This window comes from Cyanobacterium sp., from assembly GCF_054166785.1.
This window is the reverse complement of the sequence record NZ_JBSZCP010000028.1, coordinates 1-17355: the sequence shown is the minus strand read 5'-3', so window position 1 is coordinate 17355 and position 17355 is coordinate 1. Positions and strand designations below refer to the sequence as shown.

12 protein-coding genes are annotated in these 17355 nt (G+C 38.1%); 5 read left to right on the top strand and 7 right to left on the bottom strand.

What is annotated here, in order from left to right; translation table 11 throughout:
• Positions 1–137 precede the first annotated feature (137 nt).
• Entirely contained in the window at positions 138–815 is a 678-nt protein-coding gene (locus tag ACXITR_RS05070; protein ID WP_457996147.1) for an NnrU family protein, read from the bottom strand.
• 273 nt (positions 816–1088) lie between these two features.
• On the opposite strand from ACXITR_RS05070, the gene ACXITR_RS05065 reads away from it, so the two are divergent.
• Positions 1089–2096 carry a LysR substrate-binding domain-containing protein gene (locus tag ACXITR_RS05065; RefSeq protein ID WP_457996145.1) on the top strand — a complete coding sequence of 336 codons (1008 nt, stop codon included), beginning with the start codon at positions 1089–1091 and terminating at the stop codon, positions 2094–2096.
• Positions 2097–2154: 58 nt separating this feature from the next.
• Here ACXITR_RS05065 and clpP read toward each other — a convergent pair whose 3' ends face one another.
• Positions 2155–2769, bottom strand: coding sequence for an ATP-dependent Clp endopeptidase proteolytic subunit ClpP (gene clpP / locus ACXITR_RS05060; protein ID WP_457996146.1), 615 nt, complete (start codon positions 2767–2769; stop codon positions 2155–2157).
• A gap of 43 nt (positions 2770–2812) precedes the next feature.
• On the bottom strand, positions 2813–4324 hold the full coding sequence (locus ACXITR_RS05055) for a bifunctional pantoate--beta-alanine ligase/(d)CMP kinase (protein ID WP_457996144.1): 1512 nt from the start codon (positions 4322–4324) through the stop codon (positions 2813–2815).
• A 346-nt stretch (positions 4325–4670) separates the two neighbouring features.
• On the opposite strand from ACXITR_RS05055, the gene ACXITR_RS05050 reads away from it, so the two are divergent.
• From ACXITR_RS05050 to ACXITR_RS05040, 3 genes are all read left to right on the top strand, one after another.
• Positions 4671–5600, top strand: coding sequence for an undecaprenyl-diphosphate phosphatase (locus ACXITR_RS05050; protein ID WP_457996143.1), 930 nt, complete (start codon positions 4671–4673; stop codon positions 5598–5600).
• Positions 5601–5747: 147 nt separating this feature from the next.
• Positions 5748–7070 (top strand): 30S ribosomal protein S12 methylthiotransferase RimO, encoded by a 1323-nt coding sequence (rimO, locus tag ACXITR_RS05045; RefSeq protein WP_457996142.1) that lies wholly within the window; start codon positions 5748–5750, stop codon positions 7068–7070.
• Positions 7071–7308: 238 nt separating this feature from the next.
• Positions 7309–8763 (top strand): DEAD/DEAH box helicase, encoded by a 1455-nt coding sequence (locus ACXITR_RS05040; protein WP_457996141.1) that lies wholly within the window; start codon positions 7309–7311, stop codon positions 8761–8763.
• 51 nt (positions 8764–8814) lie between these two features.
• Here ACXITR_RS05040 and ACXITR_RS05035 read toward each other — a convergent pair whose 3' ends face one another.
• Positions 8815–9936, bottom strand: a complete 1122-nt coding sequence (locus ACXITR_RS05035; RefSeq protein WP_457996140.1) for a glycosyltransferase family 4 protein — start codon at positions 9934–9936, stop codon at positions 8815–8817.
• A 520-nt stretch (positions 9937–10456) separates the two neighbouring features.
• Here ACXITR_RS05035 and ACXITR_RS05030 point away from each other — a divergent pair.
• The gene (locus ACXITR_RS05030) at positions 10457–12487 is read left to right on the top strand and encodes a GumC family protein (protein WP_457996139.1); all 2031 of its coding nucleotides are present in this window, start codon (positions 10457–10459) and stop codon (positions 12485–12487) included.
• A gap of 89 nt (positions 12488–12576) precedes the next feature.
• Here ACXITR_RS05030 and ACXITR_RS05025 read toward each other — a convergent pair whose 3' ends face one another.
• The 3 genes from ACXITR_RS05025 to ACXITR_RS05015 form a co-directional block, all read right to left on the bottom strand.
• Positions 12577–14211 carry an ABC transporter permease gene (locus tag ACXITR_RS05025; RefSeq protein WP_457996138.1) on the bottom strand — a complete coding sequence of 545 codons (1635 nt, stop codon included), beginning with the start codon at positions 14209–14211 and terminating at the stop codon, positions 12577–12579.
• A 154-nt stretch (positions 14212–14365) separates the two neighbouring features.
• Entirely contained in the window at positions 14366–15433 is a 1068-nt protein-coding gene (locus ACXITR_RS05020) for an iron ABC transporter substrate-binding protein (protein ID WP_457996137.1), read from the bottom strand.
• Positions 15434–15614: 181 nt separating this feature from the next.
• Positions 15615–16901 (bottom strand): ATP-binding protein, encoded by a 1287-nt coding sequence (locus ACXITR_RS05015; RefSeq protein WP_457996136.1) that lies wholly within the window; start codon positions 16899–16901, stop codon positions 15615–15617.
• Between the last annotated feature and the right edge of the window lie 454 nt (positions 16902–17355).

Below are 17355 nucleotides of genomic sequence, written 5' to 3'. Positions count from 1 at the left end.
TATAAAATAGCGACATCGAATCAGATAATAGCCCAAGATAGTAACTTAAAATAAGTTTTTTAAATAATTTCTTTTACTGCCATTATTGATCCCTTACCTATATTGTGCAAGATGAAAGGGTAAACCATCCAATCAAATTACCAATTGACTCTACTCGTTACGGTCATTAACCAAGGGTGAATAAACCAAAATAACAGGGTAAATGCCGTTACACCTACGTAGGCAGGTTTTAAAAATTCTTTACCTTGTAAGGTTTGTCTCCCGTCAAAGATTGCTAAACCGGGTAAAACGGAGGTTCTTTCTTTCACTTTCAAAAAGGCTTCTCCATAACGTTCAGTGAGTCTTTTATCTCCATGCCACACGGCAAAAAGATGATGGGCAATTAAACCAAAGGAGGTGACCATGGTAAAAGTTGTACCCAGCCAAATGGTGTGGGCAATGCACCAGATAACCTGTCCTACCATCTGGGGATGTCGGGTAATGCGGATGATTCCTGATTCGTACAGATGTACTTGAGGTTTTTGGATGGCGGCAATTTCCAATAGGTTGAAGGTCGCTGGGTAAAGAAATATGAAGGAAATGGCTGACAATATCCAAACGATGGTTTTTACTCCCGATACATCCTGTAAATGCCATAGTACGGCGCCATCATAGCGATGGTTGAAAAAATAAATAATTAATACCGTGGCAAAGGGAATGCTCACAAGGGCAAACAATACCCGATATAGCCTTGCTCCTATTTTACTTTCTCCCCATGGACGCAGGGCTGCTAAACCGCTATGGGCGATCGCAAAGCCCCCTAACAAACCGAGCATAATAAGGTGACTAGGGGTTAACCATTGAGGGAGATTAACCACTGCCAATGGGGAGGGAAAATATTGAGGAAAAAAGTTAATTATTTCTACCGCAAAGGGGATCATAAAGTTTATACTTATGGGATAAATATATAATAAATACTTATTTTACTGATTACCTAGATCTTATCAATAAATAGGGTCAAAACTGATCCCAATCTATTTAATATCTAGTTTTGGTCATTATTTTCAGAAAATAAATTAAAATTTTAAATAACGAAATCTAATTTTACTATGGCTGAGATTCCTTTTTCCCTTGATCAATTACGGATTTTGAAGGCAATTGCCGAGGAGGGTAGTTTTAAACGGGCAGCAGACAGTCTTTATGTTTCTCAACCTGCCATCAGTTTACAAATACAAAATTTGGAAAAACAACTCACAGTACCTTTATTCGACAGGGGAGGAAGGAAGGCTCAATTAACAGAAGCAGGAAATCTTTTACTTGCCTATGGGGAAAAAATTATTACCCTCTGTCAAGAAACCTGCCGTGCGATCGAAGATTTGCAAAATTTACAGGGAGGAACTTTAATTGTCGGGGCTTCCCAAACCACGGGAACATATTTACTACCCCGCATGATCGGCTTATTTCATCAAAAATATCCCTATGTTTCTGTACAACTGCAAGTCCATTCCACCCGTCGCACCTCTTGGGCGGTAGCAAACGGACAAGTTGACTTAGCCATCATTGGCGGTGAAGTGCCTTCGGAGTTACAAGAAGTATTAGAAATTATTCCCTACGCAGAAGATGAATTGGCGTTAATCATTCCTTCTAATCATCCTTTTGCTGAACAGGAAACCATCGCCACAGAGGATTTATATCATCTTAATTACATTACCCTCGATTCTCAATCCACCATTCGTAAAGTAATTGATCAGGTTTTAACCCGTAGCGGTATCAATACCAATGATTTAAAAGTGGAAATGGAACTAAATTCCATCGAAGCCATTAAAAATGCGGTTTTATCAGGATTAGGAGCTTCTTTTGTGTCCGTTACCGCCATTGAAAAGGAACTAAAAATGGGAGTTTTACACCGCGCCCCCATTGAAGGGGTAGAAATCAGAAGAACTCTTTCTGTTATCGTTAACTCCAATCGTTATCGCTCAAAGGCTGCCGAGGCATTTATTAAGGAAATATTACCCCAGTTTTCCACGGAAAATTATAATCAATCCCTCGAAAAGTTGTCCCAAGAAAAGCAAGTATTTCTCGAAAAAACAGAGGTGGAAATTACAGAAGATATTTAGAAAATGCTCACAAGGGGCGTAAACCCCTTGTCTTATGGGAAAACCAAATATAAATTATTTATGCCTGTTTGGGTACACGAGTTACGACTTTATCAATTAAACCGTAGTTCACGGCTTCCTCGGCGGACATAAAGAAGTCTCTTTCGGTATCTTCTTCCATTTTTTCGATGGGTTGTCCTGTATGACTAGCCATGTAATGATTTAGTTGTTTTTTGAGATATAAAATCTCTTTGGCTTGAATTTCGATGTCTGTGGCTTGTCCTTGCGCACCGCCAAGGGGTTGGTGAATCATAATACGAGAGTTGGGTAAGCTCATTCTTTTTCCTTTTGCCCCTGCACTGAGTAAGAATGCTCCCATACTGGCTGCTAAACCAACACAAATGGTACACACATCGGGCTTTACTTGGTTCATGGTATCAAAAATACCTAGTCCTGCGGAGACTGAACCACCGGGGGAGTTGATATAGAGATAAATATCTTTTTCAGGATCTTCTGCTTCTAATAGTAGTAGTTGAGCGACTAGGGAGTTGGCTAGTTCGTCGGTTACTTGTTGTCCTAAAAATACGATTCTTTCTCTCAATAGGCGAGAGTAAATATCGAAGGCGCGTTCACCTCTGCCAGAGGTTTCTATTACGGTTGGTACCATGGAGTTTTCCTTTTTATTTTTGTGTATTCCTGTATTTTCTGATTGTGACACAGATCAAGTTATCTCACCATTAACTCATGAGTTGTTTTATCTTTTCGGTTACTTCTGAAATGGTCAAGTGGTCGGTATTAATGGCGATCGCATCGGGGGCTTGTTGTAGGGGGGCTAGTTCACGGGTACTATCTAAAAAGTCCCTTTGGGCAATGTCGGCCTCTAGTTGTTTTATGTCAATATCTTTTTCCCCCTGTTGTTGGAGATCGTGCGATCGCCTGATGGCCCTAGCACTAACGGAGGCGGTGAGAAATATTTTTAAATCAGCATCAGGAAATACATTTGTTCCTATATCTCGTCCTTCGGCAATGAGTCCGCCCTGTTGTCCATAAACTTGTTGCAGTGTGACTAATTTTTGTCTGACGGCTTTTTGGGCAGCGATTTGAGATACATTTTTGGTGACGGCGGAGGTACGTATGGCGGTGGTTACATCCTGTTGATTAACTTTTACGGTAACGGGTAATTTTAAATCCTCATTGGGGGATAATTCAATGTCCGCTTTTTCTACTTCAATGGCGATCGCACTGGTATCATCTAAAGCTATTCCCTTGTCCATGATTAACCATGTAATGGCACGATACATCGCCCCCGTATCAAGGTACAATAACCCCAACTCATGGGCTAATTTTCGGCTAATGGTGGACTTTCCAGCCCCCGCAGGACCATCGATGGCAATAATAGGTTTTTTCACTTTTAACATTAAATTATCAATTAAACGGGTAGTACCACAATAGGCGGCGATCGCCATTAATCCTATCTCCTCAATAGTTGCCAAAGGCTCAAGGCTAACAGGATCAACAATTTCCAAATATTGTACCTCGATTGTCGGAACTTGTTCTAACACCTTCATCGCCCCATCGATTAAACTTTTTACCCTTCTTTCTCCCCTCAAAAAAGCAGAATTAGCCACATTTAAACAGCGATATAGCACCGTTGCCTCCTGTTTTTGCTCAGGGGTTAAATATTGATTTCTTGAACTCAGTGCCAACCCCGAATCTTCTCGAATAATAGGGCAAGATTCTATAATTACGGGGATAAATAAATCACTCACCATACGTCTAATGATTGCCACCTGTTGTGCATCTTTTTGCCCAAAAAACGCCATGTCAGGTTGTACGAGATTAATTAACTTAGTGACAACGGTAGCTACCCCTTGAAAATGCCCTCGTCTATATTTTCCACATAGTACCGACATCATCGATGCTGGAGGTGTGACAAAAGTGGTATCTTCCTCTAGGGCTTTCATATCCTCCTCAGAAGGAATAAATAAGACATTAACCCCCAAATTGCGACATATAATTTCATCTTTTGCCAACTGTCGGGGATATTGTTTTAAATCTTCATTTTCTCCAAACTGTAAAGGGTTAACAAAAATGCTTACCACCACAAAATCCGTCGATAATCTAGCCCTTTTAATTAAACTCTCATGACCATTATGTAACGCTCCCATGGTTGGTACAAAGCCAACTTTTTTTTGCCCCACCGTCACTAATGCTTTTCTTAATTCTGATATATCACGAACTATATCCATTACAAATATTTTATTATTATATACAATATACTTATTCTATTATCTCAAAAAAATAGACAATTCAAGCAATAAAAAATAAAGTTTTATTTCAAGTATTAAAAAATATACCATTATGGTTCAATAAACTTTATATAGTAACTTTGAAAAATTTACCGTAATTCTAGCTCATGGCTTTTATTCAAAAATATCTTAATTAAATAAGATTTTAAATGCCCTAAATCATATATTCTTAAATAATCTCTTTACTTCTTGCCATTCTAAGCCGTCACTAATTATTCTCTACACTGTTTTTTTTGACGATAATCTGCTATCTTACATCAAAACAAATGTCATTTTTTTTAGTTTCATGAGCATATTTGAATCAATATTGTTAGGAATTATTCAGGGAATTTTTATGTTTTTCCCCGTGAGTTCCACCAGTCATTTAGTTTTAACCCAACATTGGTTAATTCAGAGGGGCTCAACAATTCCTGCCCCCGAAAGTCCTGAAATGATTTTTTTTGATTTAATTGTTCATGTGGGTACTCTTGTTTCCATTGCGGTAGTTTTTCGTAAGAGTCTGAGTCGTTTTATCTATCGAGTTTGGCAAGATTTAGTTAGTGTGGTTAATAATCCTAAGTCTTTACCTCGTAAACCCTTTACTTTTAATTTATTCCCCAAAGAAACTTCTTCCCTCAGTAAAATAAAGCAAGATAGACGAGATGAAAAGCTCTATCTACGTTTAGCACTATTGGGGATGTTATCTGTTTTTGTCACTGGCTTAATTGGTTTTCCCCTCAAATCAGTATTTAAAGAAGTATTTGCCACCCCCAGTGCGATCGCCATTACCCTCAGCATTACAGGGATATTACTCTGGTACACAGATACAAAATTAAAACAACCTAGAGGACTAAGGGAAATAAACCCCTATGTTGCCACCGTCATCGGTATCGGACAAGGATTAGCCCTCATACCCGGTTTAAGCCGTAGTGGCATGACCATTTCCTTCGCCTTGTTTGCCGGGTTAAAACGTCAGTGGGCTGCTGAATATAGCTTTTTCATCGCCTTCCCCACCATTCTCGGAGCAACCCTACTTCAACTAATCGAAGTATCTCAGGCTGACTCCATGGCAATCGACCTCTTACCCCTAACTGTTGGTTTTATCGTTTCCGCCATAGTGGGTATTTTTGCCCTACAAATTGTTCTCAACTTCCTCTATCGAGCCAAATTTCGTTATTTTTCATACTATCTCTGGGTACTTGCTATCATCGTCGCATTCGGCATGGGAAACATTTGACAATGAACAATTGCCCATTCCTTGCCCCCAATTACCCCATTTTTCCATAGATTGATTCTGCAATAAATGCCAAAGTATGATAAGCTAGGGAAGCTATACTAAAAATATTAAAAACAAAAGTCGTAGGGAAAAAAAGCGCAATCGAATATGGGCAATAAGCCAACCATCGCCGTATCTCATCTAGGATGTGAAAAAAATCGTATCGATTCTGAGCATATGCTCGGTTTACTAGCACAATCAGGTTATCAAATTGATAATACCGAAGAACTAGCCGACTATGTGATTGTCAACACCTGTAGTTTTATTGAATCTGCCAGACAAGAATCTGTCAGAACCTTAGTAGAGTTAGCAGAAAGTAATAAAAAAATTATTATCTCAGGTTGTATGGCACAACACTTCCAAGAAGAGCTACTAGCAGAATTACCCGAAGCTGTGGCATTGGTAGGTACAGGAGATTATCAAAATATTGTTGATGTGATTCAAAGGGTTGAAAAAGGAGAAAGGGTAAAAGCTGTTTCTGCTCAACCTACTTATATTGCCGATGAAAATATACCTCGTTATCGCACCACCACCGAAGGAGTTGCCTATTTAAGGGTAGCCGAAGGGTGTGATTATAGTTGTGCTTTTTGCATTATTCCCCATCTCAGGGGAAAACAAAGATCCAGAACCATTGAATCTATTGTTAATGAAGCCAAGCAATTGGCTGATCAAGGGGTTCAAGAATTAATTTTGATCTCTCAAATTACCACTAATTATGGCGTTGACATTTATGGTGAACCCAGATTAGCAGAGTTATTAAGAGCTTTGGGTAAGGTAGATATTCCTTGGATTAGAATCCATTATGCTTATCCCACAGGTTTAACCGATAAAGTTATTGAGGCTATTCGAGAAACCCCCAATGTATTACCTTATTTGGATTTACCCCTACAACATTCCGATCCAGATATTTTAAAAGCAATGAACCGCCCTTGGCAGGGTCAGGTAAACGATCGCATCATAGAACAAATTAAAATTGCCCTCCCCGACGCAGTAATGCGGACGACATTTATTGTCGGATTTCCGGGAGAAACGCAACAAAACTTCAAACATTTGTTACAATTTGTAAAAAGGCATCAATTTGATCATGTGGGAGTGTTTACATTTTCCCCCGAAGAAGGAACTAAAGCCTATAACCTAGGTAATCAAGTTCCCGAAGAGGTAAAAATCGCTCGTAGAAATGAATTAATGGTAATACAACAACCCATTGCGGCGGCTAAAAGTGAAGCCGAAATCGGCAAAGTAGTTCCCGTTTTGATCGAGCAAGAAAACCCTGCCACTGGAGAATTAATCGGTCGTTCTCCTCGTTTTGCCCCCGAAGTAGATGGCATAGTCTATGTCCGTGGCGAAGCCAACCTAGGTTCAATAACATCAGTCAGAATTACTGATGCCGATGTCTATGATCTCTATGGTGAAATTGAAATAAGTCAGTAAATATTTATAGTCCAGTTTTATTCACTGGGTTGACCAACCGTTTACGGCTTGTATATCAAGGAAGAGTTTACTATGAAGTAAGAACCAAAAAGTAGGGAATAATTCCATAATATTATGAAATTATAGATTCCGTAAATCCTTTGATCCCGTACCCTTAACCAGTTTTGCTTCATTTCAGGTTTTCCCCCAATTCATCTGTGGAGACATCTTTACAGTTCACAATTAAAATAAAATACAGATGACAACTTCTTTCGCAAGTTTAGGACTTTCAGAAACTCTCGTTAATCAATTAGAAAATATTGGTTTTGATACTCCTACTAAAATTCAAACCCTCGCCATTCCTGAATTAATTGCAGGTCGTGATGTGGTGGGACAATCGCAAACTGGTACGGGTAAAACCGCTGCTTATTCTTTGCCTATTTTGGACAGAATCGATAAGAGTGATAAAAATGTACAAGCTCTTATCCTCGCTCCTACCAGAGAATTAGCCCAGCAGGTAGCAGAAGCCTTTAAGGATTTAATTGGTAGAGAGAAAATTTTTGTTACCACCGTCTATGGTGGTCAATCCATGGAGCGTCAAATTCGCTTCTTAGAAAAGGGTTCTCACATTGTAGTGGGTACTCCAGGACGTATCATTGACTTACTCAATCGTAAGCATCTTAAGCTCGATAATTTACGCTATGTAGTATTAGATGAAGCCGATGAGATGTTGAGTATGGGCTTTATTGATGATGTTAAAACCATCCTCTCCCGTACCCCTGATTCTCGTCAAACCACTTGTTTCTCGGCTACTATGCCCAAGGAAATTCAATTGTTGGTTAAGGAGTTTATGACTGATGCGGTTAATGTAACTGGGGAAAAACCTCAGGATACTCCTTCTCGCATTGAACAGGTAGTTTATATGGTGCCTCGAGGTTGGTCAAAAATTAAGACCATTCAACCCATCCTAGAAATTGAAGATCCCCAGTCGGCGATCATCTTTGTGCGTACTAAGCGTACTGCTTCTGAGTTAACTTCTAAGTTACAGGAGGCTGGGCAAAGTGTGGATGAGTACCACGGTGATTTGAGCCAACAGCAACGGGAGCGCTTGATTCAACGTTGGCGTGATGGCAAAATTAAGGTAGTGGTAGCCACTGATATTGCTGCCCGTGGTTTGGATGTGTCGGATTTGACCCACGTATTCAACTTTGATTTACCTGATAACACGGAGACTTATATTCACCGTATCGGACGTACGGGAAGGGCTGGTAAGGAAGGTAAAGCCATTGCTTTGGTAGAACCTAGCGATCGCCGTTTATTGCGTCAAATTGAGCGTCGTTTAAAACAGTCCATTACCGTGGAAACTGTACCTAATCGTTCCACCGTAGAAGCAAAAAGAATGCTTAAGCTCAAGGATCAAATTAAAGAATCCCTCAGCGGTGAGCGTTTAGCCTCTTTCCTTCCCATGGTTAAGGAATTACATGGAGAATATGATCCCAGTGCGATCGCAGCGGCAGTATTACAGATTCTTTATGATCAAAACTGCCCCGCATGGTTACAACAGGATTGGGAAGTTCCCCCTCCAGCAACTCCTAAACCCAATGTCGGTGGTAAAAAATACGGCCGTGGTGGTGGCGGTAAATATAACCGTAGTAAATCTAATTACGGCGGCGGAAAACCCAGTCGTAAATACGATCGCCCCCAAGTAAGATAATTTTAAATCTTTAAAGTCTTTCCCCCCTTTTTTGAAGGGGGTTTTTTATGGTTAACAAATAACCTTCTCAATCATTTCCATATACTTTTCTCGGGCAATATCTTTCGTAAAGTGAGAAATAAAATACTCTCGCCCCGCCTTACCCATAACTTTTGCCAGTTCAGGATTACTTTGTAACAATAAAATAAAATCCGCTAACTGTTTACTCTCTCCATTAGCAAAAGTTTCACCACACTTAACTTTTTTGATTAGAGAATGTAAAAAAGATTGTTCCGGACAAACTATTGCCGTGGGTAATCCCGTTGCCAACGCACTATACAACTTACTAGGAGAAACTATGCCATCCATATCTTTATCCATAGAAATTAACAACAAATCTCCTGCTGTCAAAGAATAGGGCAAAACTTCTTTATCTTGGTAAGGAAGTAAAAGAATATTATCGAGCTGAAACTTTTCTATCTGTTCTTCAATAAAACTATATTTAGCCCCCCCCCCAATCATTAAAAATTTTATCTGAGCCGATTGCAAAAACTTAGCAGCTTCAACAATAGTCTCCATATCGTGACAACGCCCCATATTGCCAGAATAAATAACAGTAAACTGATCAACTAAATCATATTTCTCAGCAAACCAGTTATCTTTTTTATTTTTAGGAATAATTTTATTTTCATCAGCCCAATTATGAATAATTTTAATTTTATTTTTAGTTTGAGGATAACGATACTCAAATAATTGCTTCATGGAGTCATCTAAAACAACAATATTGGAAGCATCTTTCCAAGTGTAACAATTGAATTTTTGCCACATTTTGATTAACCAATGATTCTTCGGCATGACATTCAGAGTCGTCAACACATCAGGATAAACATCGTAAACAATATAAATACAGGGTTTTTTAAATAACTTATGAGCAATATTTCCTAACCATGGTAAAAAAGGTGGCGCACTGGTAAAGATAACTAAATCTTTCTTATATCCATGCTTAATAATGTGCAGAGAAGCACGGAGAAAAAAAAGTAGTGAAAGAATAGCTTTTGCTCGTATTCTTTTAGAGAACATATTAATGAGTTTAGTTCTCCTTACTTTGATATTATGAATCTGTTCCCGTGAAGGGGTTTTTGTGGAGGTTGATTGATCAAAAGCATAGCTTGGAGTCCCTGTAAAAACTTCCATGGTAAAATTTTTGGGATCCATGTCTATGAATAAGTCATATATTAACTGACCTGTTGGGGCGTAATCAGGGGGAAAAAACTGGGTAATAACCAGTATATTTTTTTTCATCAAATCTAAATTTAATTTTATAATCTAATTTTACATAAGGTTATCCAACATTAGAGGTTTTGTGCCATACTTCAGCTTAATTTTTGATTGGTTGATGTTTTTTCCTCTAGTCTTGAAAAATTTGATATGATCATTCTATTTCAGAAATGGGTAAAAATTTCCAAATTATTTCAATCAGTTATGAATCTTATAATTATCTAAATTTCTCTTCAGATGGAAGACCAAGTCAACGTTTGTCTAATTTATTGATCTATTCACTGACAGCACATTAAGATCAAGTATCATATCAACCCTTTGTGGGATATTGTCGAATCACTAAATTTCTATTAATATTTATTTTATGGAAGAATTACTGGCTTATTTAAAAATAATCTCTAAGAGATGGATATCTTCATCGATAGTTTTCATTGCAGTGGCATTTGTGTTGGGTTACCTTCGCTCAGAAAATAGTGTTCCCCTTTATCGTGCATCTGGTCTAGTAATCTTCGATTTAAGTAGCTCTCAAGCACAAAATCCTTTTACAATCTCTCAAGAGTCGAAACTGAGTAATGACATCATCATATTTAAGTCAGATTCTATAGTTCAAAGGACCATAGATAATTTAGATATTCCTTCACCTATTGGTACACAACAAGTTATTGATAACTTAACAGTAACTAACCCAGATCGAACCGACGTTCTTACCATCTCCTTTGTCCATGAAAATCCGGAAATATCTGCACGGGTTGTTAATGAACTTATTAATACATTCGCAGAGTTTGACCAAGATGTAAATTTAAATCAAGCGAGAGAACTAAGTCTTTTTTTACAAGAACAAATACCTCAAAGTCAAGCAGAATTAGAAGCTACGGCAAATCAATTACGTAATTTTAAACAAGAGAATCTAATTATCGACATAGGCTCAGAAGCAGCGACTACATCAAGAATTATAGGAGAATTAGACGGGCAAGTAGCACAGGTAACGGCAGAGTTATCAGCTCAAAGAACAAGACTTAATGCCTTGCGGGAAGTGTTTCCTATTGATGCTCAACAGGCTTTAAATTCTAGTTTTATTAATGATGCTCCTATAGCTAATTCCTTGCTTAATCAAATAAAGGAAACTAGAACCGAGCTTGAAAAGAAAAGAGTTTTATTAGCTGATGAACATCCGGATGTTATTCTCTTACAAGGACAGTTAGATGTTTTGGAGCAACAGTTTCAGAATTATACAAAAAATGTTAACGTTACGGGAGAATCTTTTCAGGGAAATTTAAATAATATTTTTCAGCCGGGTGAAGAACAAATTTCTTTATTGAGTGAATATGCTTCCATTGAGAGGGAAGTACAAAGTCTGGAATCGAAGCTAAGTTCTTTGAATGATTTAATTGCAACTTATCGACAAAGAGTCAATATTCTCCCTGATTTAGAGTTTGAACAGCAGCAGATAGATCAAGAACTAAGTATTCGGCGTCAGTTATTAAATAATTTAATTACTAATTTTCAAGATACTCAACTGGCGATGAATAATACCAATAGTAGAATAAGAACTATTGAATATGCACGGGTACCTGATGAACCTGCAATTAATAGAAGAATTACTTATTTAGTACAAGGTATCTTGGCAGGAGTTATCCTAGCATCTTTGGTGGCTTATCTATTAGAGCAGGTTGATCAAAATATTAAAAGCGTTGATGAAGTTAAAACTTACTTTGATAAACCAATATTGGGTCAAATTGCTAAATTTGAAGGTTCTCTTAGTAAAGCTGGAAGTGCTTCACCTATCAAGGACGAAAAAATGGAACTTTTGGCTGAAAACTTCAAAAGAGTTTTTATTAACTTAAATTTTATGAATTCCTTGGGAGAACCAGTTAAGGTTATTACAATTTCTAGTAGTGTACCTGATGAAGGAAAAAGTACAACTTCTTACAATTTGGCGATCGCCGCGGGAACTTTAGAACAAAAAGTATTATTAGTAGAAGCGGACTTAAGAAACCCTAGCCAAAAAGGAATTTTCGGTGTTGCTGAAGAAACAAAAGGTTTAAGGGATTTACTACAAAAAAATAACACTAACGAGCCTGCTGATTTTATCCAACCTTCAAGTATGGATAATGTTGATGTCCTATTCGCTGGTCGTGCGCCATCGGATCCCCTAACCTTACTTGCATCCCATGAGATGTTTTTACTAACCGAGAAATTAAAGGAACAATATGACCTAATTATTTTTGATGCTCCCCCCGTAACTGTATCGGCTGATGCCTTAGTATTAAGTAAAATTAGCGATGGAATGTTGTTTATTGTTCGTTATGGCAAGGCTAAAAAGTCTTTACTAGAAAGTGTAAAAGAGGCTTTAGACAAATCAGAAGTAAATGTTCTTGGTTTAATTCTAAATTGCTTTCCTGCTAATAAGGATAATTATGACTCTTACTACCAAAACTATTACCGTAATAAAAGTAAACAAAAATAGTTTCTTCTTTTCCTAAAAAAAAGTGAAAGTTCCTTGGTGAATTAATTATCAACCTTAGCAACAGGAGCGATCGCCCTTTAACCGCATCATTAGATCTTATTAACCCTTTTTTCTTGAGACAAAATAATAAAAGTTAAAGCCGTACAGATAACCAACATCCCAAAAGAAGCCGCCGCCGCCGAAGCAAAACGAGCATCATTGGTTGAATCCCAAATTTCCACCGCAAGGGTTTTAAAACCAATGGGGGATAATAGAATTGTAGCGGGTAGCTCTTTAATAGCCGTGACAAACACCAACACAGCACCGCTAGTAATCCCAGGTCGTACTAGGGGGATTGTTACTTCCTTGAGGGTTTGCCATGGGCTACGCCCCAAGCTACGGGAAGACTCTTCTAGGGATGGGTTAACCTGTAACAATGAACTACGGTTAGTGCCAACGGATTGGGGCAAAAAGAGAACTATGTAAGCAAATACCAGCATAGGCATGGTTTGATAAATCCATGGTAAATAGTTTGCTCCAAAAAACACGAGGGATAGAGCCACTACAATGCCGGGTAAACCATAACCTAGGTAAGTTCCCCTCTCAATTAAAACAGTTAATCTACTGGGAAATCTCACCGAAAGAATCGCCACGGGAAGCGCTAATAAGGTGGCAAATATGGCGGCTAAACTTGATGCCCAGGCAGAGTTTTTAGCAAATACGAGCATATTTTGTAGCGTACCCATGACATCAGAACTTCTCATTAACCAAAGAAAAGTTACCCCAACAGGTAATACTAAAGAGAAAAAAGCCACAAGACAACAAAAGGCGATCGCCGGGAATTTCCATCTTCCAAGGGGAATAAGCCTTCCTTTATTTATCGCCCCCGAACCACGGGAATAATAACTGGCATTAGTTCTCACTCTCTGTTCAATCACTAAAATAACTAAAACCACCACAACTAAAACCATAGACAAAGATGCTGCCAAACTACGATTAAAACTAGAGCGATATTGAGTAAAAATAGCATGGGTAAAAGAATTAAATCGCATCAGAGCAGGAGTTCCAAAGTCTTGTAGGGCATAAAGAGAAACCAATAAAGACCCTGCCACAATAGAAGGACGCAGTAAAGGTAAAGTGACTCGAAAAAATATTCCCCATGCCCCATAACCCAAACTACGGGCAGATTCCTCCAACGCAGGATCTAGTCCCTGCAGTCCAGCCCTTACACTTAATAATAGATAAGGGTAAGAAAAAAGAGTAATAGCGGCAATAGTACCCGTCCAACCGTAGATAGAAGGTAATCTTTCCACCCCAAAAGGTTCTAGCCATGACTGCAAAAGACTGCCCCGAGGGCCAAAGGTAGCGATGAGGGCAAAACTACCCACATAGGTAGGAATAGCAAGGGGTAAGGTACTCACCACTGACCAAAATTTACGCCATGGTAAATCCGTTTTGACAGTCAAAAAAGCGTAAGGAATAGCAATCAAAGCGGCGATCGCCGTTGAAGCAGCCGCCATACCGATGCTATTCAGTAAAATTCTGAGGATACGAACATTAAAAATAAAATTAATTAATTGCTCCAACTCTCTAGCAGAGGAAACACTTCCAGCCCTGATAATCAGATATATCAGAGGAATCACAATGGCAATAACCGTGACGATACCTACCACTAACAGGAATAGTGGAGGCTTTATTTTATTTTGTGACAATGATTTTGACTGAAAATCAGGACTATTGGTCATGACAATTAATTAAAGTTTATTAGTACAAGAACAAATGTTCTAAAAAAAATGGGCTAGGTTTTCATGGACTGACAACAGAAGAAAGTTGCCAAAAAATCCATTATCTCCATCACCCATTATTACCAGTTCTGCGAAAGGTTGTCTATTTCTAATCCTATTCGATCGCACCCATCTCCCTGAGTAGATCAAGAGTACCTTCCAGATCTTCTAAACTACTCAAATCAATGGAAGGAGGATTGATTTCTTCGATGGAAACTTGATCTTGGGGAGGTGCTGCCCCCACAATTAAAGGATATTCATTAGTATTTTCTGCAAAGTAAGCCTGAGATTCTTCCGTTAATAAAAACTCAATAAGGGCGATCGCAGCGGGTTCACTATCCGTCGCATCAAGAATTGCCACCCCAGCCACATTAATCATCGCCCCAACATCATTACTCGTGTAGTGATGAGCCACAGGAAAATTAGGATCTTCCGCCGTAAAACGACCCAAATAATAATTGTTCACTAAACCAATTTCAGCCTCCCCTCTTCCGATGGCTTCCACCGTCGTTGTATTATTACGGTACACTTGGGGATTATTATCAATAATACCTTGTAACCATTCCCTAGTGCGTTCCTCTCCCTCCGTAACACGCATCGCTGTGACAAAAGACTGGAAAGAGCCATTAGTAGGCGCCCAACCAATTCTGCCACTCCACTGTTCCTCCGTTAACTCCCAAATAGTTTCAGGAAGTTCCGACTCATCCACCGCATTTATATTGTAAGCAAGAACCCTCGCCCTACCAGAAATCCCGATCCACTGCCCTTGGGGAGAGCGAAAACGAGGATCTACCTTATCCAAAAGATTTTGAGGAATAGCCCTAGTTCTACCCTCTAACTGTAAAGCACCCAAAGCCCCTGCATCTTGACCAAAATATATGTCCGCAGGGGTATTTTGCCCTTCTTCTAAAATAGCCGCTGCCAACTCCGCCGTATCCCCATAGCGTACTTGAACCGTTACCCCCGTTTCTTCCTGAAATCTTTCTAACAAAGGGCCAATTAACTCCTCATTTCTACCAGAATAGATAGTTAGTTCTTGCCCTGCTAAGTCAACCACTTCCCCCGTTGTTTCTCCCGTGGTGCTGCCTCCTCCAATATCATTGTTAGGAGCGTTACAGGCAATCGTTAAGGCACTAGATGCGAAGATAACTCCAATAAAACCTAGTATTTTTCTTCTTTTCATTAGCAATACTCGTTATTAATAAAAATTCTTATTTAAGTCTTATATAGAGTATCGTACAATACCAAGATTTGTCAAACTTAATGCTAATCTATAGCAATAATTAAAGTGATATAAAAAACTGTGATGATGGGAAGTTTTGACAGGCCTTCCATAGTGAATCAATTTTCTAATCAAGCCCTAGTCATTGTTCCTGTGCCATGGAAATATTTTTAGGTAAACAAATCTGAAACCAAGCTCCCTTTGTCTTAGGATGATTTTGAGCAGTGATAGTACCACCATGGGCATTAATAATTTGCTTAACAATACTTAAACCGAGTCCGCTACCCTCCCTTGATGTTCTTGCCCTAGACTTATCTCCTCGATAAAGTCGTTCAAAAATGTGAGGTAAATCTTTGGGATTAAAGCCATTTCCGTTATCTATAATATCGATAATTATTTTCTGGTTATCTTTCTCACATTCTGCCACATCAATTATGATTATGCCATCGGGATCGGTATGTTTAATGCTATTATCAAATAGGTTAACAAATACTTGAGTCAAAGAGTTTAGATCCGCACCAATAATTAATTTTTCTATGCCTTGATATTCTAAAAAAATTTTCTCTTTCTCTGCTAAAATTGCTAAGGACTTCCAAGCAGAAATAATTAATTGTTGTAAATCTAATTTTTGCCATTGTAGATTACTGTAAGGATTACCATCTAACTGAGCTATTTTTAACCAATTTTCCACAAGATTTATGAGGCGGTTAATTTCTTGATAGATTTGTTCTGCCCAAATTTTATTATTATTTTCATTGTGCTTAATCAGTGTTTCTGCTAACAAAGACATGGATGTTAGGGGAGTTCTTAATTCATGGCTTAAATCTGTATAGGCTTGATCTCTTTTTTGAGATAGTTCTTTAATTATTTGTTTATTTTCAATAATGATGATTACTTGATCATCTACCACCGGAAGGGCGATCGCCTTTAGATATATAGGCTCATAACTTTCAATATTATCATTAGTAGTTGTATCATTTAAAATATAATTAGAAGTAGGAAAAAAATCCCACTTTATACTTAATTTATGACCTGTTTTTCTAGTTTGTTGAATTAATTGATCTAGTTCATAGGAACGAACTAACTCCAAAAATAACCTTGATTTATCAGGATTCCACCGTTGAATAAAAAGTAATTTTTTAGCTTGTTTATTACACTCGATTAAGTGATTATCTGCATCTATTCTTAGATAACCAAAAGGAGCTTTTTCAAGAATTTGTTTAAATAAATCTCGCTCATTTACCAATAAAGTATAGTCTTCATTTAATAAATTAACAGTTCGTCTCACCTGACTAACTTTTGATAGGGAAGGGATTTGCTCAAAGTGAGAGAGGGAATGAAGAACATTATTTAACTGCCTATCAACTTGACGTTTTTTCCAAAGAAAAAAAGTTAATCCGATAACTAAACCAACAAAAAATTGGATCATGTAATAATTGTAATGAAAAATATATATACAACGATCCTAAATCATTTAGTGGCAAAATATAAAGGATATATTCTAGTCTTAGATAATTCATCACAATCGGTGATGGTAAGGTAAAGCAACTAAACTTAATATAGGCTCGTCTTGCAGGTACAACGACACCCTTTTATTTTGAAGAAACTCTTTGGGATAATCTATTCAATTATTTGATTCTCCTATTATTCTTGCGGGATAGCCATTCATGATTTATTCCCCCTCTAACAACCTAAGCTCATGCCCTGCCCACCAATTTCTATTCATTAAACACAATAATTACTTTATAGAACCCATTTGGTATCTAGTAGAATATTGAGAGGAACAAATTGATAAATGGAATAATGGCTTACTCTAGCAGTCTAAGTGATCAAGAATGGGAAATAATTAAACCTCTATTACCAAAGAAAAAAAGAACTTGTCC